The sequence below is a fragment of the Pseudomonas sp. genome, assembly GCF_036404235.1.
Lineage (GTDB): Bacteria > Pseudomonadota > Gammaproteobacteria > Pseudomonadales > Pseudomonadaceae > Aquipseudomonas.
In genome coordinates this window covers 1-21,785 of the sequence record NZ_DASWOT010000014.1, presented here as the reverse complement: position 1 = coordinate 21,785, position 21,785 = coordinate 1, and the positions used below count along the sequence as shown (strand labels likewise).

General features: G+C 56.5%; 22 protein-coding genes. 8 read left to right on the top strand and 14 right to left on the bottom strand.

Annotation, left to right across the window (positions count from 1 at the left end):
• Positions 1-118: 118 nt before the first annotated feature.
• The 3 genes from VGC62_RS01350 to VGC62_RS01340 form a co-directional block, all read right to left on the bottom strand.
• Positions 119-763: a glutathione binding-like protein gene (locus VGC62_RS01350; RefSeq protein WP_331185369.1), complete on the bottom strand. Its 645-nt coding sequence runs from the start codon at positions 761-763 to the stop codon at positions 119-121.
• Positions 764-899: 136 nt separating this feature from the next.
• Entirely contained in the window at positions 900-1,109 is a 210-nt protein-coding gene (locus VGC62_RS01345; RefSeq protein ID WP_331185302.1) for an SEC-C metal-binding domain-containing protein, read from the bottom strand.
• 5 nt (positions 1,110-1,114) lie between these two features.
• A complete protein-coding gene (locus VGC62_RS01340; RefSeq protein ID WP_331185301.1) occupies positions 1,115-1,600 on the bottom strand; it encodes an LEA type 2 family protein in 486 nt (161 codons plus the stop codon).
• Between the two features lie 118 nt (positions 1,601-1,718).
• Between VGC62_RS01340 and VGC62_RS01335 the strand changes: the two genes are divergently transcribed.
• Positions 1,719-2,297 carry a hypothetical protein gene (locus VGC62_RS01335; RefSeq protein WP_331185300.1) on the top strand — a complete coding sequence of 193 codons (579 nt, stop codon included), beginning with the start codon at positions 1,719-1,721 and terminating at the stop codon, positions 2,295-2,297.
• 89 nt (positions 2,298-2,386) lie between these two features.
• Here the strand turns inward: VGC62_RS01335 and VGC62_RS01330 are convergent, their stop codons facing one another.
• Together VGC62_RS01330 and VGC62_RS01325 are read right to left on the bottom strand one after the other, a co-directional pair.
• Positions 2,387-2,860: a YchJ family protein gene (locus tag VGC62_RS01330; RefSeq protein WP_331185299.1), complete on the bottom strand. Its 474-nt coding sequence runs from the start codon at positions 2,858-2,860 to the stop codon at positions 2,387-2,389.
• Positions 2,861-2,870: 10 nt separating this feature from the next.
• Positions 2,871-3,368 carry a DUF6231 family protein gene (locus VGC62_RS01325; protein WP_331185298.1) on the bottom strand — a complete coding sequence of 166 codons (498 nt, stop codon included), beginning with the start codon at positions 3,366-3,368 and terminating at the stop codon, positions 2,871-2,873.
• 332 nt (positions 3,369-3,700) lie between these two features.
• On the opposite strand from VGC62_RS01325, the gene VGC62_RS01320 reads away from it, so the two are divergent.
• Positions 3,701-4,402 carry an OmpA family protein gene (locus tag VGC62_RS01320; RefSeq protein WP_331185297.1) on the top strand — a complete coding sequence of 234 codons (702 nt, stop codon included), beginning with the start codon at positions 3,701-3,703 and terminating at the stop codon, positions 4,400-4,402.
• Between the two features lie 211 nt (positions 4,403-4,613).
• Here VGC62_RS01320 and VGC62_RS01315 read toward each other — a convergent pair whose 3' ends face one another.
• On the bottom strand, positions 4,614-5,210 hold the full coding sequence (locus VGC62_RS01315; RefSeq protein WP_331185296.1) for a superoxide dismutase: 597 nt from the start codon (positions 5,208-5,210) through the stop codon (positions 4,614-4,616).
• Positions 5,211-5,480: 270 nt separating this feature from the next.
• Positions 5,481-6,083, bottom strand: a complete 603-nt coding sequence (locus VGC62_RS01310) for a LysE/ArgO family amino acid transporter (RefSeq protein ID WP_331185295.1) — start codon at positions 6,081-6,083, stop codon at positions 5,481-5,483.
• Between the two features lie 100 nt (positions 6,084-6,183).
• Here VGC62_RS01310 and VGC62_RS01305 point away from each other — a divergent pair, with 100 nt between their 5' ends.
• The 4 genes from VGC62_RS01305 to VGC62_RS01290 all read left to right on the top strand — a co-directional run bounded on the left by VGC62_RS01305 (position 6,184) and on the right by VGC62_RS01290 (position 10,239).
• Entirely contained in the window at positions 6,184-7,083 is a 900-nt protein-coding gene (locus VGC62_RS01305) for a LysR family transcriptional regulator ArgP (protein WP_331185294.1), read from the top strand.
• A gap of 161 nt (positions 7,084-7,244) precedes the next feature.
• The gene (locus VGC62_RS01300; protein WP_331185293.1) at positions 7,245-8,231 is read left to right on the top strand and encodes an NAD(P)-dependent oxidoreductase; all 987 of its coding nucleotides are present in this window, start codon (positions 7,245-7,247) and stop codon (positions 8,229-8,231) included.
• Positions 8,232-8,310: 79 nt separating this feature from the next.
• The gene (locus tag VGC62_RS01295) at positions 8,311-9,162 is read left to right on the top strand and encodes an ATPase (protein ID WP_331185292.1); all 852 of its coding nucleotides are present in this window, start codon (positions 8,311-8,313) and stop codon (positions 9,160-9,162) included.
• Between the two features lie 285 nt (positions 9,163-9,447).
• A complete protein-coding gene (locus tag VGC62_RS01290; protein WP_331185291.1) occupies positions 9,448-10,239 on the top strand; it encodes a hypothetical protein in 792 nt (263 codons plus the stop codon).
• Positions 10,240-10,315: 76 nt separating this feature from the next.
• Here the strand turns inward: VGC62_RS01290 and VGC62_RS01285 are convergent, their stop codons facing one another.
• From VGC62_RS01285 to VGC62_RS01275, 3 genes are all read right to left on the bottom strand, one after another.
• Positions 10,316-11,365, bottom strand: a complete 1,050-nt coding sequence (locus VGC62_RS01285; RefSeq protein ID WP_331185290.1) for an alkene reductase — start codon at positions 11,363-11,365, stop codon at positions 10,316-10,318.
• Positions 11,366-11,428: 63 nt separating this feature from the next.
• Positions 11,429-12,595, bottom strand: coding sequence for an MFS transporter (locus VGC62_RS01280; RefSeq protein WP_331185289.1), 1,167 nt, complete (start codon positions 12,593-12,595; stop codon positions 11,429-11,431).
• A 28-nt stretch (positions 12,596-12,623) separates the two neighbouring features.
• Positions 12,624-12,926: a helix-turn-helix transcriptional regulator gene (locus VGC62_RS01275; RefSeq protein ID WP_331185288.1), complete on the bottom strand. Its 303-nt coding sequence runs from the start codon at positions 12,924-12,926 to the stop codon at positions 12,624-12,626.
• Positions 12,927-13,198: 272 nt separating this feature from the next.
• Between VGC62_RS01275 and VGC62_RS01270 the strand changes: the two genes are divergently transcribed.
• Positions 13,199-13,822, top strand: coding sequence for an ACP phosphodiesterase (locus tag VGC62_RS01270; protein WP_331185287.1), 624 nt, complete (start codon positions 13,199-13,201; stop codon positions 13,820-13,822).
• Here the strand turns inward: VGC62_RS01270 and VGC62_RS01265 are convergent.
• Together VGC62_RS01265 and olsB are read right to left on the bottom strand one after the other, a co-directional pair.
• Positions 13,756-14,544, bottom strand: coding sequence for a lysophospholipid acyltransferase family protein (locus tag VGC62_RS01265; protein ID WP_331185286.1), 789 nt, complete (start codon positions 14,542-14,544; stop codon positions 13,756-13,758). The two genes, VGC62_RS01270 and VGC62_RS01265, sit on opposite strands and share 67 nt — an antisense overlap.
• Positions 14,544-15,299: an L-ornithine N(alpha)-acyltransferase gene (gene olsB, locus VGC62_RS01260; RefSeq protein WP_331185285.1), complete on the bottom strand. Its 756-nt coding sequence runs from the start codon at positions 15,297-15,299 to the stop codon at positions 14,544-14,546. The genes VGC62_RS01265 and olsB overlap by 1 nt, the downstream gene beginning before the upstream one ends.
• Positions 15,300-15,795: 496 nt before the next feature.
• Between olsB and VGC62_RS01255 the strand changes: the two genes are divergently transcribed.
• A complete protein-coding gene (locus VGC62_RS01255; protein ID WP_331185284.1) occupies positions 15,796-16,953 on the top strand; it encodes a phosphatidylserine/phosphatidylglycerophosphate/cardiolipin synthase family protein in 1,158 nt (385 codons plus the stop codon).
• A 42-nt stretch (positions 16,954-16,995) separates the two neighbouring features.
• On the opposite strand, the gene VGC62_RS01250 is transcribed toward VGC62_RS01255, so the two are convergent.
• Together VGC62_RS01250 and VGC62_RS01245 are read right to left on the bottom strand one after the other, a co-directional pair.
• Positions 16,996-19,899, bottom strand: coding sequence for an RHS repeat-associated core domain-containing protein (locus tag VGC62_RS01250; RefSeq protein WP_331185283.1), 2,904 nt, complete (start codon positions 19,897-19,899; stop codon positions 16,996-16,998).
• Between the two features lie 173 nt (positions 19,900-20,072).
• The coding region (locus tag VGC62_RS01245) for an RHS repeat-associated core domain-containing protein (RefSeq protein ID WP_331185282.1) at positions 20,073-21,785 on the bottom strand (1,713 nt) is incomplete at its 5' end.

Sequence of the window (21,785 nt, the reverse complement as noted above, 5' to 3'; positions counted from 1 at the left end):
TAGTGAGCGCGCGGGCAGCACGCAAGCGGGGATCGGTAGTTTATTTCGAGAAGTTTCAAACAGTACGAAGATGGCGCGCCGCACGCTGCGCGCCGGACCTGTAGGCATTGCCGAGAGATCAAGGCTTGGGCGGATTCACTTTCTCGACCAGCGCATACGCCCGTTTCACCGCATCACGGCTGGCGATGCTGTCGAACCAGCGTTTGAGGTGCGGGAAATCGTCCAGGTTTTGCTCCTGGAAGGTGTGCGGCACGATCCATGGGTAAATCGCCATGTCGGCGATACTGTACTGCTCGCCGGCCACATAGGGGCGGTCCGCCAGACGCGTGTTCAACACACCGTACAGGCGGGCCGTCTCGTTGACATAGCGAGTGATCGCATACGGGATTTTTTCTTTGGCGAAGCGGTTGAAGTGATGGTTCTGACCGGCCATCGGGCCCAAACCGCCCATCTGCCAGAACAACCATTGCGATACTTCTTGGCGGCCGCGTAAGTCTTTGGGGATGAATTTTCCGGTTTTTTCTGCGAGATACAGCAAGATTGCGCCCGACTCAAACAGGCTCAGTGGTGCGCCGCCGTCGGTGGGTTCGTGGTCGACAATGGCCGGAATGCGATTGTTGGGGGAGATTTTCAGGAAGTCGGGCTCAAACTGCTCGTCTTTGCCGATGTTCACCGGGAAGATCTTGTACGGCAGGCCAGCTTCTTCCAGAAAGATGGAAACCTTGTGGCCGTTGGGGGTAGTCCAGTAATACAGGTCGATCATCGCAAGCTCCAAATGAGTCATGACAACTGCCGTTTCAGGCTGACCGTTGTTTTACCCTTTTGCAGCGGCTTCGCACAGTCAAAACAAATGCATAAAAACGGCCTGATTCACAGGCCGTTGGCAATGCATGCGGCGATCAGACCCCGTGGCATTTCTTGAATTTCTTGTCGCTGCCGCAAGGGCAGGGATCGTTGCGGCCTACGTCTTTCAATGCGTTGCGCACGGGTTCTTGCGGTTCATGGTTGCAGTGCGGGCCGTGTACATGGCCGTGGTCGTGGTGATGCTCGGGCGCATGATCGTGATCGTGATTGCAATCAGGGCCATGCACGTGGGCTTGCTGGTTCATCGGGGTTACTCCGGAATTAAATCGCCGGGGATTATCTCGCCGTTACGCCCAAGACGCACGCTATGCCCGAATAAAAATCCGGTCTTGAGCTTGCCTTCCAGACGGTAATGAATAGGCTGGTTCGGTTTTCCCAGCATTTTAGAGATGTCCTTCAGGTGCTCCCAGAGATTGGTGCGCACCGGCACCGAGAAGTTTCTGTGGCTGTGGGCTTTGACGACAAACCAGTCGCTGTGCTCGCCTTCGCTGAGCAGAATGTCGTTGAGCAGGATTTTGTAGCGCAGCCCGCGCACCAGCACGCTTGAGTCGTTGGGGTTGTCGACGCGAAAGCGCAGCTTGAAATCCTGGCGCAGCAGTTTCGCCTTGACCACATCGACCTTCATCAACTGAACGTCAGGATCTTCATAGCCGCCGGTGATCCAGGTCGAGCATCCGGATAATCCCAGCAGCAGCGATAGGCCGACCACTTGTAAAACGCGTGCCTGAGAAAACATTCATTTACTCCCCGTCGGGCTTGAGTTTAGCAATGGACCGATAGAGGACAACCTGACAACTCGCTGTCTCACAGAGCCTGCGCCATACTCACGCGATGTGTCGAAGGAGTATTGACTCGTGAAGCTATACGAAATTGTATTTTCCGGCCAATTGGTTTGCGGTGCTCAGCTGGAAAGGGTACAGGCCAACCTGGCAAAGCTGTTTCAGGCGGACGCGCAACGCATCGCACTGTTGTTTTCCGGGCGTCGTCTGGTGCTCAAAAACAATTTGGATCCGGCGAGCGCTGAGAAGTACCGCTCAACCCTGGAGCGCGCGGGTGCCTTGGTTGAAGTCGTTGCCATGAGGGTTGAAGTTCAGGCCGAGGTTGAAGTTGAGGAGGTCGAACTCGCTCCGCCGCCCGACGAACCGAGCTGGGCCCGCAGCGCCGGCCACCCGCGAGTGGAAAACGTCGCCCGCCAGACGCAGGTCAAGCCGCGTGATGTCTACATGGCGGCGTTCGTTGATGTGCAGGCACCGGACTTCTCCATTGCCGAGCTCGACAGTGACGTTCAGGACGCGAAACCCGCGCCACTTGCACCGCGCCTGGATCTGTCGGGGTTGAGTCTGGCTCCCGTCGGTAGCGACATCGATTCACTCAAACGACCTGCCGCCGCGCCTGCGCCGGACACCTCACACCTCAAACTCAGCCCCCTGTAGCTGACGAGCCCCGGCGCGGCTGCGATTACGGTCTGTCTGATACACCGAGATCGCAGCTTTTTGCGGCGCCTACAGGATCATGTCGTTCTTCAATTCATGTAAGAAAAGCAGCATTTCTTGAATTTCTGCTCGCTGCCGCAAGGGCAGGTGTCGTTGCGCCCCACTTTGAGCGGCACGGTCGGGTCGATGAAATACCAGCGGCCCTGATGTTGCACGAACGCCGAGCGCTCGCGATGGCTGTGTTCACCCGTGTCGTCATGCCAACGCGCGGTGAACGTCACAAACGCATGCTCGGGCTTTCCACCCAACACTTGCGTGCTCTCGACGTCCAGCCCCAGCCAGGTGCTCTGCGCGCTCCATTGGCTGATGGACGCCCGGTCGAGCCCTGCTTTCTGCGCAGGCAACGTGGTATCTACCAGGTAATCGATCAGCCCCAGCACATAAGCGCTATAGCGTGATCGCATCAACGCTTCGGCGCAGGGCGCGGGTTGACCGGCGTGATAATGACCGCAGCAGGCGTCGAGGAGATTACCGCTGCCGCAGGGACAAATTGCACTGCTCATGATGCGTTTCTCACCACCAGTATTTACCGAAGTTCTCTGGATTAGCCCAAAATTTTGCGTTTAGCCAATCCGGGACTTGTTTGTATTCAAGCAGATCGTAGGTGAACAAGGCCAACACTTGATCTTCGCGGGCGAAGCGTTCATTGAGCTGAAGCGCCAACGCGTAAAAATCGGTGGTTTGCCATCCCGCTGCCTTGAGGTCGGCCAACACGGCGATGCGGCTGGCGTTCAGGTTGCGAATCCCTGCAAGCAGCTCAAGGCCCTCGCGCTTTGGAATGTGCTCCAGACAATCGATAACCAGCGCCAGGTCGAAACGCTGCGCAGCCAGTTTTGCTGGCAGTGGACCTGGAGCTGCCTGCGACAATTCAGTCCCCGGATGAGCATCTTGAAAGGCCTGCAACGCTGGAAAAGTCTGAGTGCCAATCAGCAAAAGACGCTTGGGCGCGTACAGGTCCAGCAACGCTGCCAAGGCTTGCTGCGGCGTGCGGGTGGAAAAACTGTCAGTCATCGAAATCCCTCAATTAGGTCTGCAAGACTAGCCTGTCGAGCGAGGATGGCCTAGGGCATGAGCTTTTTCCTTACCTCGCCACGACAAACCGTATGCGTGAAGGGAATTGGCTATTAGGAAAGGAAATTATCTTCCAGCTTCAGAGCCTCATGAGCGTGGCCAGGACAGGACGAATTGTCGGCCAAGCGCAGTCGGCTTCAGTCAACGAGCCTCGTGAGGCAGTTTTCAACGCCGTATTGGCATGCATAGCAGCGATGGAGTGGAAAACTGGCAGGGTGCCGTCTTTACTCCACTCCTGTCGGTTTCAGCCGACACCAAAGGAGAACAACTGTATGAACATGATTCGGACAGCGTTACCTCTGATTTTGGTTACCAGTGTATTGACAGGGTGTGCCGGCCTGCAAAAGACCGACTGGCCACTGTGCGCTGCGGGCGGTTTGCTCAGCGGTGCCGCGATTGGCGCGTTTCAGACGGCCTCTGTCGCAGCGGGCCTGGGCGCAGCGACCGGCGTAATGGCCGGCGCTTATTGTTGGGTTCACGGCGATGGTGACGATGACGGCGATGGTGTGTTGAACAGCGTCGACAAGTGCCCTGATACGCCTAAAGGCACGCCCGTCGATGCGACCGGTTGCCCTATCGTTCCAGCAGCACCTGCACCTGTCGTAGAACCAACGGTTCAGCCGAAAGAAGAAATCATCACCATTCGTGATGTGCATTTCGAGTTCAATAAAGCTGTACTGACATCTGCCGATAAAGCGCAACTGGACAATGTCGCCACCCGCCTGAAAGCCGAAGCCGCGAACGTGCAGTTGCATGTCAGCGGTCACACCGACAGCGTGGGCAGCGATGCCTATAACCAGAAACTGTCGCAACGACGTGCGAGTGCTGTGACTGATTATCTGGTCGGTGCCGGTATTTCGCGCAGTGCCTTCGTATCGGTGGAAGGTGATGGCGAAACGCGCCCGGTGGCAGATAACAAAACCGCGGAAGGTCGTGCGCTCAACCGTCGTGTAGAGATCAAGATCAACCGTTGATTGTTAACGTGTCGAAAACCCGGCCTTGCATCTCCGGTCGTGACAATGGCCTGCGGTGTACCTAAAGGCTGCACTTGAATCCTGGGCTACGGGCATAAAAAAATCCGGAATCTTCAGCAGATTCCGGATTTTCCGGCTGCTCAAGGATCAGTCAGCGATCCTTAAGTGAACAGCATTACGGCCATGCCGGTTTTCTTATCGCAAGCGCACATCAGGCGGTGAAGCTTTTGCCTTCGAACTGCTCAGCGACGAATTTCCAGTTAACCAGGTTCCAGAATGCTTCAACGTATTTTGGACGCAGGTTACGGTAATCGATGTAGTAAGCGTGTTCCCAGACGTCGCAGGTCAGCAGCGGAGTGTCGCCGTTGGTCAGCGGGTTGCCGGCGCCGATGGTGCTGGACAGGGCCAGGGAACCGTCAGCCTTTTTCACCAGCCAGCCCCAGCCGGAGCCGAAGGTGCCGATCGAGGTTTTGCTGAACTCTTCTTTGAACTTATCGAAAGAGCCGAAGGCTGCGGTGATTGCGTCAGCCAGAGCGCCGGTAGGTTGGCCGCCAGCGTTGGGTGCCAGGCAGTTCCAGTAGAACGTGTGGTTCCAGACCTGGGCTGCGTTGTTGAAGATGCCGCCCGACGAAGATTTGACGATCTCTTCTAAGGTCTTGCCTTCGAATTCTGTACCTGGAACCAGGTTATTGAGGTTCACGACATAGGTGTTGTGGTGCTTGTCGTGGTGGTATTCCAGTGTTTCCTTGGAAATGTGCGGTGCCAGAGCATCGTGTGCGTACGGCAGCGGTGGTAATTCAAAAGCCATGGTAATTCTCCTAATCAGGTCAGTTGCGGTAAGCGCAAGGCCGATCACGGGCGGCCAGACAAACACGCCGTCGAGTTTGTACTCTTTGCGGCGTAGGGGCAGGATCATAGCACCGGCCCGGGCCCTTAACCACGCAACAACTGTATGGGATAGAGGTTCCAGAGCATCCGGCGAAGGCCATGACTATTTTTGATCGGGCTTAACGAGGTGATTGATCCAAGGCAATCAGACTGTTCAACGGCGGCGCATGGATAATCACTCAGGCTTGTTTCACGCCGCGCGGATAAGTTGCGCCGCAACGCTGAACATCATCACCGCAACCATCAAATCCAGCAGGCGCCAGGTCGAAGGGCGTGCCAGCCAGGGCGCTAGCCATGCCGCACCAATAGCCAACGTTGAAAACCATAATAAAGAAGCGCTGGCCGCACCGACCACGTAGGCGCCGGGCACAGTTTGTTGTGCGCCCAGAGAGCCAATCAGCAATACGGTATCGAGGTAAACGTGCGGGTTGAGCAGAGTCACCGCCAGCGCGCTGAGCAACACGGCACGACGAGACCGCCTCCCGGCGCCGTCACCCTGATGCAGGCTCTGTTTCGAGCAGGCTCGACGCAGCGCCTGAAGGCCATACCACAACAAAAACACCACCCCGCCCCAGCGTGCCACAGCCAGCAACGTCGGATTCTGTGCCAATACATTGGCCAGGCCAAAAACCCCGGCTGCCACCAACAGTGCGTCACACGCAATGCATAGCAGCGCCACCGGCAGATGATGTTCACGGCGCAAACTCTGAGCCAGCACGAATGCGTTTTGCGTGCCAATGGCCATGATCAGCCCGGCGGCGACCAGTAAACCGTTGAGATAGCTTTGCCACATGATGAGTACTCCGACGCTGTACACAGAAGAATGTGGCGATTGTCCGGGCATCGGCTGTATAAGGAAAAACAATATTGCTCATCGCCCATTAGGAAAACTGATGTTCGACTATAAACTGCTTTCGGCCTTGGCTGCCGTCATTGAACAGGCTGGTTTTGAGCGCGCCGCGCAAATCCTGGGGTTATCGCAATCAGCGGTGTCGCAACGCATCAAGTTGCTGGAGGCGCGTGTCGGCCAGCCGGTGCTGGTGCGGGCAACGCCACCCAGTCCAACGGACATTGGTCGACGTTTGCTCAATCATGTGCAGCAGGTGCGTCTGCTTGAGCGCGATCTGCAAAGCCAAGTACCGGCGCTGGACGACGAGGGCATGCCCGAACGCCTGCGCATCGCTCTCAACGCAGACAGTCTGGCGACATGGTGGGCGCTGGCGGTGGGGGATTTTTGTGTTGAGCAGGGCTTGCTCACTGATCTGGTGATCGAAGATCAGGATGTCGGGCTTAAACGCATGCGAGCCGGTGAAGTTGCCGCCTGTTTATGTGGCAGCGAGCGGCCCGTTGCAGGTGCCCGCAGCGTACTGTTGGGGGCCATGCGTTATCGCGCCGTGGCCAGTCCGGCGTTCATCGCTCGATATTTTCCTCTCGGTGTGGACCCGCAACGCATGGCCAAAACCCCGGCGCTGGTGTACGGCCCGGATGATTTTCTGCAGCATCGCTATTTGGCATCGCTGGGTGTGGAAGATGGTTTTCAGCACCATCTGTGCCCTTCGTCTGAAGGCTTCATCCGCATGACCGAAGCCGGTATGGGCTGGGGATTAGTGCCCCAGTTGCAGGTGGGCGACCAGCTTGCGCGGGGAACACTGGTTGAGTTGATTACCGATCGTCCCATCGATGTGCCGTTGTACTGGCATCATTGGCGCAATGGTGGGCAATTGCTGACGCGGCTGACTGAGCATCTGGCGAAAAAAGCCGGGCAATGGTTGGTGCCGATCAGGTTGAATTGAGCGTCAGTGGATAGTTCACTGGCTGCACAATGTTGGAGCAAGGCTTGTCCGCGAAGGCCTGTAGCGCGACTTCGCGGCCAAGCCTTGCCAACAGCCTTTTTGTCGTTGAGGTGCGTCATAACAATCGCAACACGTAATAAAGCAACTAAACGGAGCGGTAAATGAAGATTCTGGTCACCGGCGCGAGCGGCTTTATTGGCGGACGCTTTGCGCGTTTCGCATTGGAGCAAGGCATGAACGTGCGGGTCAACGGCCGTCGTGCGCAGGGCGTTGAACATCTGGTACGACGCGGCGCCGAGTTCATTCAGGGGGATTTGACCGACCCCGATCTGGTCCTGCGTCTGTGTCACGATGTCGAAGCCGTGGTGCATTGCGCAGGTTCCGTTGGCGCATGGGGACGGCGTCAGGATTTCCAGCAGGGCAACGTTCAGGTCACCGAGAATGTGGTCGAAGGCTGTCTCAAGCAGCAGGTTCGCAGGCTGGTGCATCTGTCTTCGGCGTCGATCTATTTCGATGGCCGTTCGCACCTGGGCATCAAGGAAGAACAGGTGCCCAAGCGTTTCAACAATCATTACGCCGCCACCAAGTATCTGGCGGAACAGAAAGTCTTCGGTGCTGAAGAGTTCGGTCTGGAAGTCATCGTCCTACGCCCGCGCATGGTCACCGGCGCGGGCGATACCAGTATCTTCCCTAGGCTGCTGAACATGCAGCGCAAGAACCGTCTGTCGATCATCGGCAACGGCCTGAATAAAGTGGATTTCACCAGTATCCAGAACCTCAATGAAGCCATTCTCAGTGGTTTGCTGGCGGCGGGGACGGCATTGGGCAAGGCCTATAACATCAGCAACGGCACGCCGATCCCGATCTGGGATGTGATCAATTATGTGATGCGTCAGATGCAATTACCCCAGGTTACGCGCTATCGCTCGTATGGTCTGGCATACAGCGCCGCAGCCATCAATGAAGCGGCGTGCATGCTGTGGCCGGGTCGCCCTGAACCAACGCTGTCAAGATTAGGCATGCAGGTGATGAGCAAGGATTTCACCCTTGATATCAGCCGCGCCCAGTATTATCTGGACTATCAACCCAATGTCAGTCTGTGGACGGCACTGGATGAGTTCTGCGGCTGGTGGAAAGCGCAGCAGTAATGGCCGGCGTTTCGGCCGTGCCGATATCCGTGGTTATACTTCCCCTCATTCAGATTTAACGGCTTGCAAAGGTACATTCATGCGCAAAGACCCATACGACGATGTTGACGACATCCCGAACCTCAGCGCCAAAGACGACAACGATGATTTTCTGTTGACGCCGGGTGCCCATGAGCGCACCAAGGTTTACTCGCGAAGCACGCCAGTGGTCAAAGTAAAAGCGCCGAGCACCGGGGCATTATGGGCGTTGGTCGGCGCACTGTTCATTGCCTTCTGTGGATTGGGGTGGTGGAGTTTCCAGCAGGTTACGTTGATGGGGCAGCAACTGGTTGCCACCCAGGAAAGCTTCGCTCGCATCAGTGAGGAAGCGGCAGGGCGTTTGCAGGATATTTCCGGCAAGGTCGTGGCCACTGAGTCGGTCGCCAACAGCGGTGGCGAAGCGCTCAAGGCGCAGATCAAGCAGTTGCAAGACAAGCTGGACGATCAAAGCAAGCAGCAGCAAGGCGTGGTGGGCCTGCAAGGCGGATTGGACAAGCGACTGGAACAGATAGCCACCCAAACCACGCAACAGCAGGCCACCAATGCGCAATTGCAGGAGCAGTTGAAAGCACTGTCGACTGAACTTGCTGCGTTGAAAGCATCGCTGCCAGATATAAAGTCTGCGCAAGCTGCTCAAGACAAGCTGGATGCCGAGATCAAGAGTGTGGCTGCTGACGTCGCCAATCTGAAAAAGAGCAATCCAGGCCAGGCCATCGACCGGCTTGAGCAGGACATGATCGTACTCAAGAGCGAGCAGGAGAACCGTCCTGCTGCCACAGCAGGCGCGACGACCGCTGAGTTCGATGCGTTTCGCGGTCAGGTGACACGTAATATCAATACCCTGCAAAGTCAGATTCAGACGCTGTCTCAGCAGATCAACGCGCGACGGTAGGCGTACGCTGCAGGCTTTTGATGCGCACGCCGCAGCGTACGTTATATGCACTCGGCGTGTAGAAGTTGGAGTGTTGGATGTAGGTGGTTTCTGTGTTTTTGATTTTGTAGTGTTTTCCTCAGTTATCGGTTTGCACATTTTTAACGCTTGGCTTAAGGTCGATTTCAGAAGCGCTTCTGTAAGAAACTTAGCTCCTTATATTGATGTTTGTGTGGGCTTTGAGACGTTGTTAAATTAAATGACTAGAATCGCCTGAAAGGAATAATCAGGCGTTAAGGAACTGAAATGAATGGAATCAATAATAAATCTTCTCTCCAACGCTTAGTGGCAAGTGCTGGTTCATCAGGCATCATCGGTGGTGCTGGCATTACCCGTAATGCAATGAAAAAGCCAATTAAACTGCCGATTAAAAAGCCGGTAGATGTCACGCCACCAAAGCCAGGTGGCGTTAGCAAGCCAGGCACGCCAGTAAAACCGGGCGTTCCCAACAAGCCTGTCAAGCCAGGTGTTCCAGAAAAACCGGTCAAACCAGGTGGCGGTATTGGCAAGCCTGTGAATCCTGTAGGTGGCAATACTAAACCACCGTTGGGCACTACACCCACCAAGAAACCTGGCCTTAAACCCCAACCCGTGGATGTCAAAGTTCCAACCAAGCCCGCGATGGCTGGGCCTGTTATACCCCCAGCTTCCCTTGCACTGCCACCCAGGCCATTGATTCCGGCGAAACTGCAAGAAATCCTGTCACTGGTCGACACCATCACAGGCGTTGCGTCGTTTGTTTATCCCATCGCCTCCAAAGTTAACAGCGATGGGACTACCACACTTCCTGACGGGCAAGTCGGCGATGAAAAAAACCAGTCCGTAACAGACGCGGACGGTAATGTTCAATACGCGGATGGAACGATCGCCTATGCAGATGGCAATGTCAGGTATCCAGACGGTAGTTATCTATATGTTGACGGCACGTTCCTGGCCGCTGACGGTTCTGTCCGTTATCCGGACGGTACCTGGGAACTTGCGGATGGCACTGTATTGGATGCGGATAATAATGTTCTAGCGACCGATTATCAGCACTAAGCATTGCTTGCCACTGTATAAAAACCCCGCTCTCACTAACGGAGATCGGGGTTTTTGTATTTTTAATACGACGTGATTACAGCGCTGGGTAATCGATGTAACCCACTGGGCCTTTAGCGTAGAAGGTTTCCGGGTGCGGTTCGTTCAACGGCGCATCTTTGGCCAGACGCGCAGGCAAATCCGGGTTGGCAATGAACGGAACACCAAAGGCCACGGCGTCAGCCTTGCCTGCCGCTAGCCAGGCATTGGCACTGTCCTTGGTGAACTTCTCGTTGATGATGTATGCACCGCCGAACGCTTGTTTCAGGCGTGGGCCCAGGCTGTCGTCCAGTTCACGTTCCCGCGAGCAGATGAATGCGATTTTGCGCTTGCCCAGTTCGGTAGCGACGTAGGTGAAGGTTTCGGCCAGGTTGGCATCGCCCATGTCGTGGGCATCGGCACGCGGTGCCAGGTGCATGCCGACACGGCCTGCGTCCCAGACTTCCAGTACCGCGTCGGTCACTTCCAGCATCAGGCGAGCGCGGTTTTCCAGCGAGCCGCCATATTGGTCGGTGCGGGTGTTGGTGCTGCTTTGCAGGAATTGGTCGAGCAGGTAACCGTTGGCGCCGTGAATCTCGACGCCATCAAAACCTGCCGCCTTGGCGTTTTCCGCACCCGTGCGGTAGGCGTCGACAATGTCTTCGATTTCCGCCAGTTCCAGTGCGCGTGGGGTCGGGTAGTCGGTCAGTGGACGCATCAGGCTGACGTGGCCTTTAGCGGCGATGGCGCTCGGGGCGACCGGTGTTTCACCGTGCAGGTACGAAGGGTGAGAGATACGACCCACGTGCCACAGTTGCAGAACGATTCGTCCGCCTGCGCTGTGAACGGCCTTGGTGATGTTGCTCCAGCCGCGCACTTGATCGTTGGACCAGATGCCAGGGGTGTCGGGGTAGCCGACGCCCATTTCAGTGACCGAGGTGGCTTCGGTAATGATCAGCCCCGCCGAGGCACGCTGAACGTAATATTCGGCCATCATTGCGTTCGGGACACGACCTTCGTCGGCGCGGCAGCGAGTCAGCGGAGCCATGATGATGCGGTTAGGTAGTTCAAGGTCGCCCAGCTTGATCGGGTCAAAAATAGTAGGCATCGGATAAGTCCTCTTACAGTCAGTTCAGGAAACAGTCAGTGTGAGAATGGGCATTGCTGGAAATCAGTGGGTTGCCGCAGCCAGTTCGGCCTCATCGCGCTGGCGGAAATTGATCAACGTGACCACCAGTGCGACGACAGCCAGCGCAGCCGCAGCGAGTGGGACTCGGGTCAGGCCCAAACCTTGCTCGATGACCGAGCCTCCGACCCACGCCCCCAGCGCATTACCGACGTTGAAGGCGCCGATATTGAGCGTCGAAACCAGGTTTGGCGCCGCCTTGCCGAACGTCACCACGTTGATCTGCAAAGCAGGCACGGCAGCGAAGGCCGCGGTGGCCCAGAGGAATAGCGTGATTTCAGTGGGGATCAGCGCGACGCTGGTCCAACTGAGTGCGGTGGACACCACGGCCATCGAAATGAACACCCCGATCAACGTTGCCGCCAGACGCCGGTCAGCCAGTTTGCCGCCGATAATGTTGCCTACTGTCAGGCCCAGACCGATCAGTAGCAGCGTCCAGGTAATGCCTTTTGGTGAGACGCCAGTGACTTCGCCCAGCAGCGGCGCGACGTAGGTAAACAGCGCAAACATTGAGGCGGCAAACAGCGCAGTCATACTCAGCGACAGCCAGATTCCGACGCCTTTGAGCGCACCCAATTCAGCGCGCATGTTGAGCTTTTCTTCGTCATGCTTGGCCGGCAGGAAGCGAATCAGACCCATCAGCGCGATGACGCCGATCACGGTTACCGCAAAAAAGGTCGAGCGCCAGCCAGCGTACTGGCCGAGCGCGGTACCCAGCGGTACACCAAGTACGTTGGCCAGGGTCAGGCCAGTGAACATCAGCGCCACGGCAGAGGCGCGACGGTTGTCCGGGACCAGGCCAGCAGCGACCACCGAGCCGATACCGAAGAACGCGCCATGACACAGCGCCGTCACGACGCGGGCGAACATCAGAATGTTGTAATCGGCGGCCAGGGCGCACAGCAGATTGCCGATGATGAAGATCCCCATCAGCGTCACGAGCGCAGCTTTACGCGGTAGTTTCGCAGTGGCCAGGGCCATGAAAGGTGCGCCGATGGCCACGCCCAGTGCGTAGCCTGTGACCAGCCAGCCGGCACCAGGAATCGAAACGTTCAGGTCGGTGGCAACATCGGGCAGCAAGCCCATGATGACGAACTCGGTCGTTCCGATAGCGAAGGCGCTCAGGGCCAGAATAAGTAGCGATAGAGGCATGGGGCGCTCCTTAATAGCAATGGTGGAGTCAGAGCTGTTCGGACAGTTCCTTCAAAAACGCCTGAATGGTGTCGTCGTTGCGTTTGAAGAAGTGCCACTGACCGTATTTTTTGCTACTGATCAGCCCAGCACGTTGCAAGATCGCCAAGTGAGCGGAAATAGTCGACTGGGACAGACCGGCGCGCTGGTCGATTTGACCGGCACAGACGCCGTTTTCCAGCGAGTGGTCCTGATCGGGAAAGCAGGTATGGGGGTCTTTCAGCCACCCGAGGATCTGGCGACGAACCGGATGGGCCAGTGCTTTTATTATTTCGTCGAGGTCGATAGGCATGTCGTTCTCAATAGGGAGGTTTAACGCTATATCGTGATGGAGCGAACTTTATATTTGTATTTCGCGATATACAAATATGATTTCGTGCTGAAGACAGCGTAAAACGGTATATCGGGTTATATCGATATAGGCGTACCTCGCAAATGGGCGTAGGCTCGGGCGCAGTATTTATTGTCAATAGAGATTCTGTTGGAGCGAGGCCGGGCGGCGTTCCACCTGATTTATATTCGCCAGTGGGTCAGTCGGCAGTTTTGGAAAGGTAACCCATCTCCATGAATTATCTCGCGCATCTTCATCTCGGCGGCCAGCGTCCGTCGCAACTGCTTGGCAGCTTGTATGGCGATTTCGTCAAAGGGCTGTTGCCAGGCCGCTTTGCGCCAGAGATAGAAGCGGCGATACGGTTGCACCGCCGTATCGATGCGTTCACCGATGCACATCCGCTGATCAAGCGTGCGGTGAGTCGCTTCCCGCAAGGGCGTCGTCGTTATGCCGGGATCGTGCTGGATGTGTTTTTCGATCACTGCCTGGGGCGCGATTGGGAGCGTTATGCCGACGTCCCGCTGGATGTATTCACCGGGAACGTCTACCGGGTACTGGCAGACGAGCCTGAGTTGCCGGAGCGTTTGGCGTTGATCGCGCCGCGCATGGCGGCTCAGGATTGGCTGGGTTCTTATCGGGATTTTGAGGTGGTGGGCGACGCGTTGGCGGGTATTTCCCGGCGCCTGTCACGTCCCGAAGGGCTGGCAGGCGCGATGCAGGAACTGCGCGGCCTGTACCAGCCTTTGAGCGAGGATTTCAGCGAATTTTATCCACAGGTACAGGCCTTCGCTCAGGCCGCTTTGGCTGACGGACGTGACTCGACCGCCGGATCGACTGCACCAAACAACGCCACCTGAACCGCTTGTTGGGCTTCATAGGCCAATGCCGCGCGCTCTTTGCCCTGTGTTTCGATCGGTGTCAGTAACTGGATATGCACATCGCCTTGTTCGTTGGCGAATAGGCGGCGCAAGTGCGAAAGCAGATCGTCGTCACCGATGAACGGGGCGATAGGGTCAGGTTTGCCGTTACGCAGGTATTGGATCGCCACAGGTTGCAATGGCACCCCGGTTTCTACCGCGCTCAACAGCAGACGCCCGTGAAAGGTGCGCAGGGCGCGGCCGTCAGTGGTGGTGCCTTCCGGGAAAATCATCAACGGATGGTTGCCCAGCAAGTGCTGCCCGATCTGCTTCTGGATCAACGTGCTGTCGCCCGAACCACGCCGAATGAACAGCGTGCCTGCCTTGAGTGCCAGCCAACCGGCTACTGGCCAGGTGCGCACTTCAGCCTTGGACAGAAACGACAGTGGCGCCAGCATGCCCAGCAATGGAATGTCGGTCCATGACACATGGTTGCTGACCCACAGCATCGGGCGTGTCGGGCGTTGCCCACTGATAATCACGCGAAACGGCAGCGCAGCGCTCAAATGCGCCATGAACCAACTGCTCCAGCGTTGCCGGCGGGCCATTGAGTGGCCGATTTTCAGGCGTTCCATGAGGGTAAATGTGCCAGCGATGGTCAGCCCTAGAGCAATGACCCACAAGACCCGTGCGACTCGCGCATAGTTGCGCAGCGTGCTCATCACACCGCTGCCTTGAAGTGACGAGCGTAGCGTGGGCACAACTCGTCGCGCTTGAGCAGGATGAATACGTCGGCCACCTGAAAGTCTTCGTCCCAGCAGGGCTCGCCGCAGATTTTCGCGCCCAGGCGCATATACGCCTTGAGCAGCGGCGGCATTTCGCAAATCACGTTGTTGGGCAGATCCAGAGTGGGTAGCGGATTTTTCGGTTCGGCGCGCAGGTGTTCGGTGCTCAGGTAACGCTCGCGCAAACGCTGCATGATCGCGTGGGCTTGAATCCCCCCGTCCTGCATTGGAATGCTGGCGCAACCCATCAGGTAGCTGTAACCCCCTTCGTTGAGGATCTCCGCCAGTTCACTCCACAACACGGCGATGGTGCCGCCGTTGCGGTAGGCCGGATCGACGCAGGTGCGACCCAGTTCCAGGATCGGCCCCTGTAGATGGCCAAGTCCGTGCAGGCTGAATTCTTCTTCGCTATAGAACTTGCCCAACGTACTGGCGGCGTTGTGGTCCAGCAGGCGAGTGGTTGCCACCAGTTGCCCGGTCGCCAGATCCCGTACGCCAATGTGCGCGCAGTGGATGTCGTAATCGTCGATATCAAGACCCAGCTCGGCACCCTTGAGTTTGGCGTTGAACTCGCCACTGAACACGCTGAAGCGTAAAGCCTGGGCTTGCTGCAGGGCTTTTGTGCCGATCAGGCGTTCGGCTTGGAGGCGACGTTCGGAGCGGGTGTCTCGAATGCGTGCGATCTGAGTCATGCGTAGTCTCCGTGGGCCAGCCATGGATTAGGGGCTGGTCGACTGTATGGTTTGAACCATTGCTTCACTTAGGCAGGCTATTTAGAGGGGGTGTCATCAACGTTAAGCTTTGGTGATGGTTGCGTGACAGCGTGCAGGCGCGCTGCTTGCGTCGACATCGTCGCGAGCAAGCGCCTTCTCATGAGGGGGCATCGGCGAACGAAACACTGTGGGAAATATCGGGTCCGACTCAGCCGCTTAATGACGCGCGGCGGTCGCTGGCGAAAGGGGCGGGGGCATGCCCCTGCGTTTTGATTGTGGTCAGCTCGAACATAGCGGTTTGCCAGCGGTCAGACAGGCGGATAAGGTTGCCCCAATCGTTCAACTGGAGTTCGCATGCTCACGTTCCCCCGCCTGCTGTTGGATCTGCCAGACACCGTGTCGCTGTCTGCGCAGCCGAGCGCGTCGCCTGCCTGTCTGGGCCCCGATTTCTTTTCAACAGTAGCAACGCGCTGATATGGCCGGCGCGATTTTCCCGTGGCGCAAAGACAACCGTTTTGAGTTGCTGATCGACGGCCCTGCGTTTTTTCCGCGCATGATCGCCGCCATCGAGCGCGCGCAGTTGCAAGTCGAGCTTGAGTTGTATTTGGTGGAAGCAGGGTTGTGCGCTGAAGCGGTTGTTCAGGCTCTGGTGGATGCGGCCAGGCGCGGCGTGATCGTGCGCTGTCTGTTCGATGATTTTGGCGCGTTGGCATTCACGCTCAGCTTGCGTAATCGCTTGACTGAAGCCGGTGTCATTCTGCGCTTCTACAACAAGGTGAGGTGGCGACGCGGCATCCGTAACTTCTACCGCGATCACCGTAAGCTACTGCTGGTGGACAAAGAGCTTGCGGTGGTTGGCGGCACGGGTGTTACCGACGAGTTCTGGCGTCCGGACCACGACACCAGCGAGTGGCACGAGGTCATGGTCGAGATTCGCGGTCCGCTGGTGCTCGATTGGCAGGCGTTGTTCGACCGACAGTTTCACGCCAATCCACGGCGCACAGCCTGGCGTCCGGCACAAAACTTCGGCTTGCCGCGCTTGCCCCCAGCGCCCGTAACCGGCCATGGCCTGGGGCGAGTGGCCTACGCTGACGCCCGGCAACATCGCGACATCCTGCAATCGTTGGTGCGGGCGCTGAGCATCGGCAAGCAACGCATCTGGCTGGCGACGCCGTATTTCCTGCCGACCTGGAAAGTCCGTCGCGCACTCAGGCGTGCTGCTGCCCGAGGCGTAGACGTGCGCTTGCTGCTGACCGGGCCGCGCACCGATCATCCTTCAGTGCGCTACGCGGGCCATCGTTATTACCCACGTTTGCTCAAGGCTGGGGTGAAAATCTTCGAATACCAGCCGTGTTTCCTGCACTTGAAAATGGTGCTCATTGACGATTGGGTGAGTATCGGCTCTTGCAACTTCGATCACTGGAACTTGCGCTTCAACCTGGAAGCTAACCTCGAAGCCCTTGACCCCGAACTGACGTTGGCCGTCGCCCGTAGCTTCGAAAAAGACTTTACCGTCAGCACCGAGGTCAGCCTTGCAGACTGGAAGGCCAGGCCGCTGTGGCGCCGGATACAGCAACGGGTGTGGGGCTGGCTGGATCGGTTGGTGGTCAATGTGCTGGATCGGCGGGGGTAGCGCTATGTTGACCACACTCTCAATAGCAACTGCATTTCAGTATTAGTGGAATGACAGGAAGTTGCCGATGGGTCTTGCGGGTTTAACGCCTCTCCCGAGTTTCAACGTGTTGACTCTCAATAAGTGTTTTCCGGTCTCATCAAGCACCCCGAGTACTGACGAGTCGCCACCATCGAGGTTCCAGGACGACGCCGCAGGAAATCCTTCTTCGTCCTTGGGATTAAGATTGTCCAGGCGGGTCATGACTATCGTCCATTCAAGCATGGTGAAACCAGGCTCATCGGTATTTTTGCTAAAGGTGCCTCTGCCTGGGTTGAGTACTACGGCCAGGCGAGTTTTTGCTGTGTCGTTCTCCGCCAGGCTAATGCCAGAGCGTGCGTTCGGATCACTTGCATGGCCTAATGCGCCGACATGGCTTGTCTCTTCGCCATATATGTTTTTTTCCAGAAGGCTGTCTTTTCGCGAAAATTGAGGGATGCCTCTCATCGAAAGTTTCGGGGCTACATGAATGTACGATCCGTCGGATAACGTAATCTTTGAGTATTTTGCTGCGTAATCATCAGGCGGTAAAACAAACGGTTTTTGTCTGTTATCTATCAAGTTTTCGCCTACCGAAGCATGCTCTGCAATCGTTTCATTAGGTTTTTTTCTGCCCATGTTGAAGTAGCCGCCGTTTATATAGGCTGCCGGCATCGAGCCGCTAACTGATTCAACTTCGGCGCCGCTGGCAGCACCGAGCTTTATCAGCGCGTCTCCTCCCGATACTTTTCCTTGAAGACGGTTATCCAGGGCGAGATAGGTGAGTTCTCTAGGCACTTTTGTTGCGCGATCAAGATTAATACCGACGCTTTCAAATACAGATTTGTGGCCTTTGATCGATACGCTGACGATGCTGTCAGTGAGTCTTTTGACTTTAATGGGGGCTCTCCATTTGCTGACAACCCACCTGGCCATTGCGGCCTCTTGCGGACCCATTCCGATCAATCCGTTTGCATCGATTCTGTTGATGGGCGTATTGCCGACGAAGCAGTAAACATTCAAACCGTCGGCAGTGCCCTGCGGGTCAGGATTAATCCACCGCTGCAACCACGGTGCGTAATACCTGAAGCCGTAGTAATAAAGCCCTGTGGCATCACGCTCCTTGCCGGAGTAACGAATGGTCTTGTATTTGGCTTCAACCGCGCTGCGCGCTGTCCACCAGGCAGTTCCACCGAACGGGTAATAACCTTCTTGAGTGATCACGCCACCTTGATCGTCCAGCTCCAGCGTGCTTGAACCCAGATGATCGCCAAGGTCATAACGCACCTGATCGTTATCGATACCTTCTGGTTTGTTTGCTGACCAGTGCAAAATCCGCATGCTGTCACGGCCCGCTTGAATGGTTACGACCTCAAGGATTTCTCCGTCTGGCTGGCTGCGGATTTCCAGGCCCGGTAGATAGGAGACTTCGGACACAAGTGTTCGCTCCCCGGTCTGTACACTGCTGATCTTGCGGCAACGTTGCCCACCACCGTCATAGATATACACTTCATCATCGTTGGCCCCAGCCTCGCGCTGCACTGTCGTGACCAGGCTCAACTGGTTGCGCAAGTCCCACTGCATGGTTTGCCCGCGGACCCATTCCTGGAGATTGCCGTTGGCGTCAAAGCCGGTAGTCAAATCCACCGATGTATCATCATCCGGCAGGCTGCGATTACTGTCCGTTGCCACCTTCATCGTGCGGGTAAATGACTGGGCGCCGACATGCCGCATTTGCAGCATATTTGCGCCTGCGTCATAGCTGTAAGTCTGGGTGTAGTTGCTCAACTTGTTAGGATCGGGGATCGGTGTTTGTAAGTCGGGCAGGGCGGGCCCGTGACTGGGGCCAATCGAGACTTCCCATCCGCTGGCCTGGATCAGCTGATACAGGCTGTCGTAGCCATAACGGTTAATCGGCTCGATTTTTTGATTGGCCGCAAAGCAGGTCGGCAGGCTGGCGTCCTCTAGGTCTACGATGTTGCCGACCGGGTCGTAGTGATAGTTCAAATCCTGCAACGGCGTGCCATCGGGCTTGTTAGCCAGAATCCGCGTCAAACGTTCGCTTGCCGCATCGTAGAAACTTTTCCTAATCACCCCGTTACCAAAACGCTCTATTTCCACTTGGCCGCTGGCGTTGTAGGTGATCTCGCTGATTAGCGTTAGAGCGCTGGATGCGCCAGCCAGTTGAACGCTGGTTTCCTTAAGCTGGCCGCTAACGCCATACAACGGTGTACGCCGGTTACCCCTCGAGTCAGTCTGCTCAATGACACTTGCCGTCGCGTCTACAGCGGTTGAGCTGGTATAGCCTTCGCCGCTTTGGAGCAGTTGTTCGCGTTGTGTTACATCCTGTGGCCAGTCGGGGAGTTCCACGCTCAGGAGGAATCGCCGGTTGGCCACGAGCACACCGCCCGCCAATCCGAATTCGTGTCCCTGTGAGGTGCCTGCGGGATCATCATGACGGATCAGGCGGCCACATTGATTGTGCAGCGCTGATGCAGCCGAGCTGTCGCCATACATAAAGCGCTCGACGATCACTGGCTGCTGGCTGTCGGCCAGTTTTTCAGTCAATGCCACGGGGCGTAGCAACTCGTCGTAATCGAGGTGACTGAAACTGCCTCTGCCGTCCCAACTGTCCAGTGACTGCCCGTCAGCGCTGCGCAGAGTCAGCCTCCACCCAGCGTCGACATTCTCTTGCCGCAGTGACGCGCTTCTTAACGAGTGAATGGTGGTGGTGTTGGAAAGCGATGCAATGTTCCACAAGCGCGGATCGTGATCGGCGACATGCCGACCTGCCTCATCCCAGGTATGTCCGGTGATGCGTTCTTCGGCAACTGCACCCTCCTGCGCACGGCAATAAGCGACGTGGCGTACGAGGAGGGCACGGGGATCGATAACGTGCAGTTGAGGGGTTTGGGTATGCAGGCTCACGCAGGCGACTTCCTTGTCTGTTCACGCCATTGAGTTTAGATGGCGCAGGGTGTTGCGCAGTGCTTGTGACCGAGCACGTGACCAACGGCTGCTGCTTTTAACGTGTGCGGCGCGTCAACGCGGGTGTAGGGCTGTGCTGATCGCTCATAGGCGAAGTAAATACCAAGAGGTCATTATTTGGACGAGCGCGAAAAGAAAGCACTGACTCTTTTAGCCAAACTTCGTGATGGTGGTTTTGATGGCCATACGAAAGATGGATCCATCGCGTTTCTTTTAACCCGAGTTGATGTGCCAGGGGTTGGTGCTATTGGGCCTGGCACAGCGATGACTGTTGTACCTGACATTAAATTCATTGCAGCCGCAGCGGTCATTGTTTTGTCTGGTTCCATCGTCTTGAGCACTTCAAAGCTGTAAAAACTCACCCCCTGTTCTAAAGCCTGCTCCCAAATGCCTACGTTTTTTAAATAACCAATGAATTTGTGCTTGTCCTGGGTTTTGTATTTATCGACTAGCTGGGCATAAGCTTCTGGAGATTCAATGGAGTCAATTCTGAGTACCTGCTCAGCGGTGTCAAATTCGCTGAGTGACTGGTAGCGGATTGCGGCCTGTTGCGAAAATTCGTTTAGTAGACCGCTGACGTCGATGGACGAAGGGGGCTTGTAATGCCCCGAATGGTTCTCAAAGACCAAACGGTTCGGGTCGAGCACATCTGTTTTTAAAACCCCTGCCGCCAGCGGTAGCCCCATGCCCGGTTGAATGCCCATGTGCTGCTGGTACTCGTTAACGAAAAATCTCAGGCGATTGTCAGCATCCCGAAAAATAGCCGCAGCGCTGCCATATTCTGAGGGTTGCCAACTGGGGGTTGCGTCTACCAATTGCGTCATGTTTCGTGTGTACACCGTTCCTGTACTGCTTAATGATTTGCTGTTGTCGTTCCATGTCAGTTCTTCAAACTCGCCGGTGCCGATTGATGCGTTCATGACGTTCACCACATCGGTGACCAAGATGTCGAAAGGGACTGCAATGGATCCCTGATAGTCCACATGGCTGATGGGGGAGTTTCCTACCATGAGGTATCGATTCAATCCATCCATATCTCCCGTTGGATCCGGACTGACCCACCGCTGCAACCAAGGTGCGTAATACCGAAACCCATAGTAATAAAGCCCGGTCGCATCACGCTCTTTGCCTGAATAACGCACAGTTTTATATTTCGCCTCAATCGCGCTGCGCGCCGCCCACCAGGCTGTGCCGCCGAACGGGTAGTAACTTTCCTGGCTGATTAACTTCCCTGCTTGATCGAGTTCCAGTGTGCAAGAACCCAGGTGATCATCAAGGGTGTAGCGAATTTGATCGTTGGCGATTTCCGGCGGCTTTGCGGCCTGCCAATGCAAAATCCGCACAGCGTGGCGTCCAGCCGAGACACTGATGACATCCAGGATTTCACCATCGGGTTCGCTGCGTAGTTCCAGTCCCGGCAGATACCGCACTTCGCTGATCAACGTGCGGTGTCTGGTTTGGGATGAGCGTATTTTGCGACAGCGTTGGTTTGCACCGTCGTACACGTAAACCTCGGTATCGTCCGGCTCTTGCTCGCGTTTTACGGCGGTCACCTGTCGCAGTTGATTGCGTAAATCCCACGTCAAGGACTGGCCGCGTACAAGCTCCTGGAGATTGCCGTTGGCGTCAAAGCCGGTAGTCAAATCCAGCGATGTATCGCCATCGGGCAGGCTGCGATTACTGTCCGTCGCCACCTTCATCGTGCGGGTAAATGACTGGGCGCCGACATGCCGCATTTGCAGCAGATTTGCGCCTGCGTCGTAGCTGTAAGTCTGGGTGTAGTTGCTCAACTTGTTAGGATCGGCAATCGGTGTTTGTAAGTCGGG

Coding starts and splice junctions, on each gene's coding strand:
- VGC62_RS01350 (WP_331185369.1), bottom strand. CDS start 763: ATGATCGACCTGTATTACTGGACTACCCCCAACGGCCACAAGGTTTCC.
- VGC62_RS01345 (WP_331185302.1), bottom strand. CDS start 1,109: ATGAACCAGCAAGCCCACGTGCATGGCCCTGATTGCAATCACGATCAC.
- VGC62_RS01340 (WP_331185301.1), bottom strand. CDS start 1,600: ATGTTTTCTCAGGCACGCGTTTTACAAGTGGTCGGCCTATCGCTGCTG.
- VGC62_RS01330 (WP_331185299.1), bottom strand. CDS start 2,860: ATGAGCAGTGCAATTTGTCCCTGCGGCAGCGGTAATCTCCTCGACGCC.
- VGC62_RS01325 (WP_331185298.1), bottom strand. CDS start 3,368: ATGACTGACAGTTTTTCCACCCGCACGCCGCAGCAAGCCTTGGCAGCG.
- VGC62_RS01320 (WP_331185297.1), top strand. CDS start 3,701: ATGAACATGATTCGGACAGCGTTACCTCTGATTTTGGTTACCAGTGTA.
- VGC62_RS01315 (WP_331185296.1), bottom strand. CDS start 5,210: ATGGCTTTTGAATTACCACCGCTGCCGTACGCACACGATGCTCTGGCA.
- VGC62_RS01310 (WP_331185295.1), bottom strand. CDS start 6,083: ATGTGGCAAAGCTATCTCAACGGTTTACTGGTCGCCGCCGGGCTGATC.
- VGC62_RS01305 (WP_331185294.1), top strand. CDS start 6,184: ATGTTCGACTATAAACTGCTTTCGGCCTTGGCTGCCGTCATTGAACAG.
- VGC62_RS01300 (WP_331185293.1), top strand. CDS start 7,245: ATGAAGATTCTGGTCACCGGCGCGAGCGGCTTTATTGGCGGACGCTTT.
- VGC62_RS01295 (WP_331185292.1), top strand. CDS start 8,311: ATGCGCAAAGACCCATACGACGATGTTGACGACATCCCGAACCTCAGC.
- VGC62_RS01290 (WP_331185291.1), top strand. CDS start 9,448: ATGAATGGAATCAATAATAAATCTTCTCTCCAACGCTTAGTGGCAAGT.
- VGC62_RS01285 (WP_331185290.1), bottom strand. CDS start 11,365: ATGCCTACTATTTTTGACCCGATCAAGCTGGGCGACCTTGAACTACCT.
- VGC62_RS01280 (WP_331185289.1), bottom strand. CDS start 12,595: ATGCCTCTATCGCTACTTATTCTGGCCCTGAGCGCCTTCGCTATCGGA.
- VGC62_RS01275 (WP_331185288.1), bottom strand. CDS start 12,926: ATGCCTATCGACCTCGACGAAATAATAAAAGCACTGGCCCATCCGGTT.
- VGC62_RS01270 (WP_331185287.1), top strand. CDS start 13,199: ATGAATTATCTCGCGCATCTTCATCTCGGCGGCCAGCGTCCGTCGCAA.
- VGC62_RS01265 (WP_331185286.1), bottom strand. CDS start 14,544: ATGAGCACGCTGCGCAACTATGCGCGAGTCGCACGGGTCTTGTGGGTC.
- olsB (WP_331185285.1), bottom strand. CDS start 15,299: ATGACTCAGATCGCACGCATTCGAGACACCCGCTCCGAACGTCGCCTC.
- VGC62_RS01255 (WP_331185284.1), top strand. CDS start 15,796: ATGGCCGGCGCGATTTTCCCGTGGCGCAAAGACAACCGTTTTGAGTTG.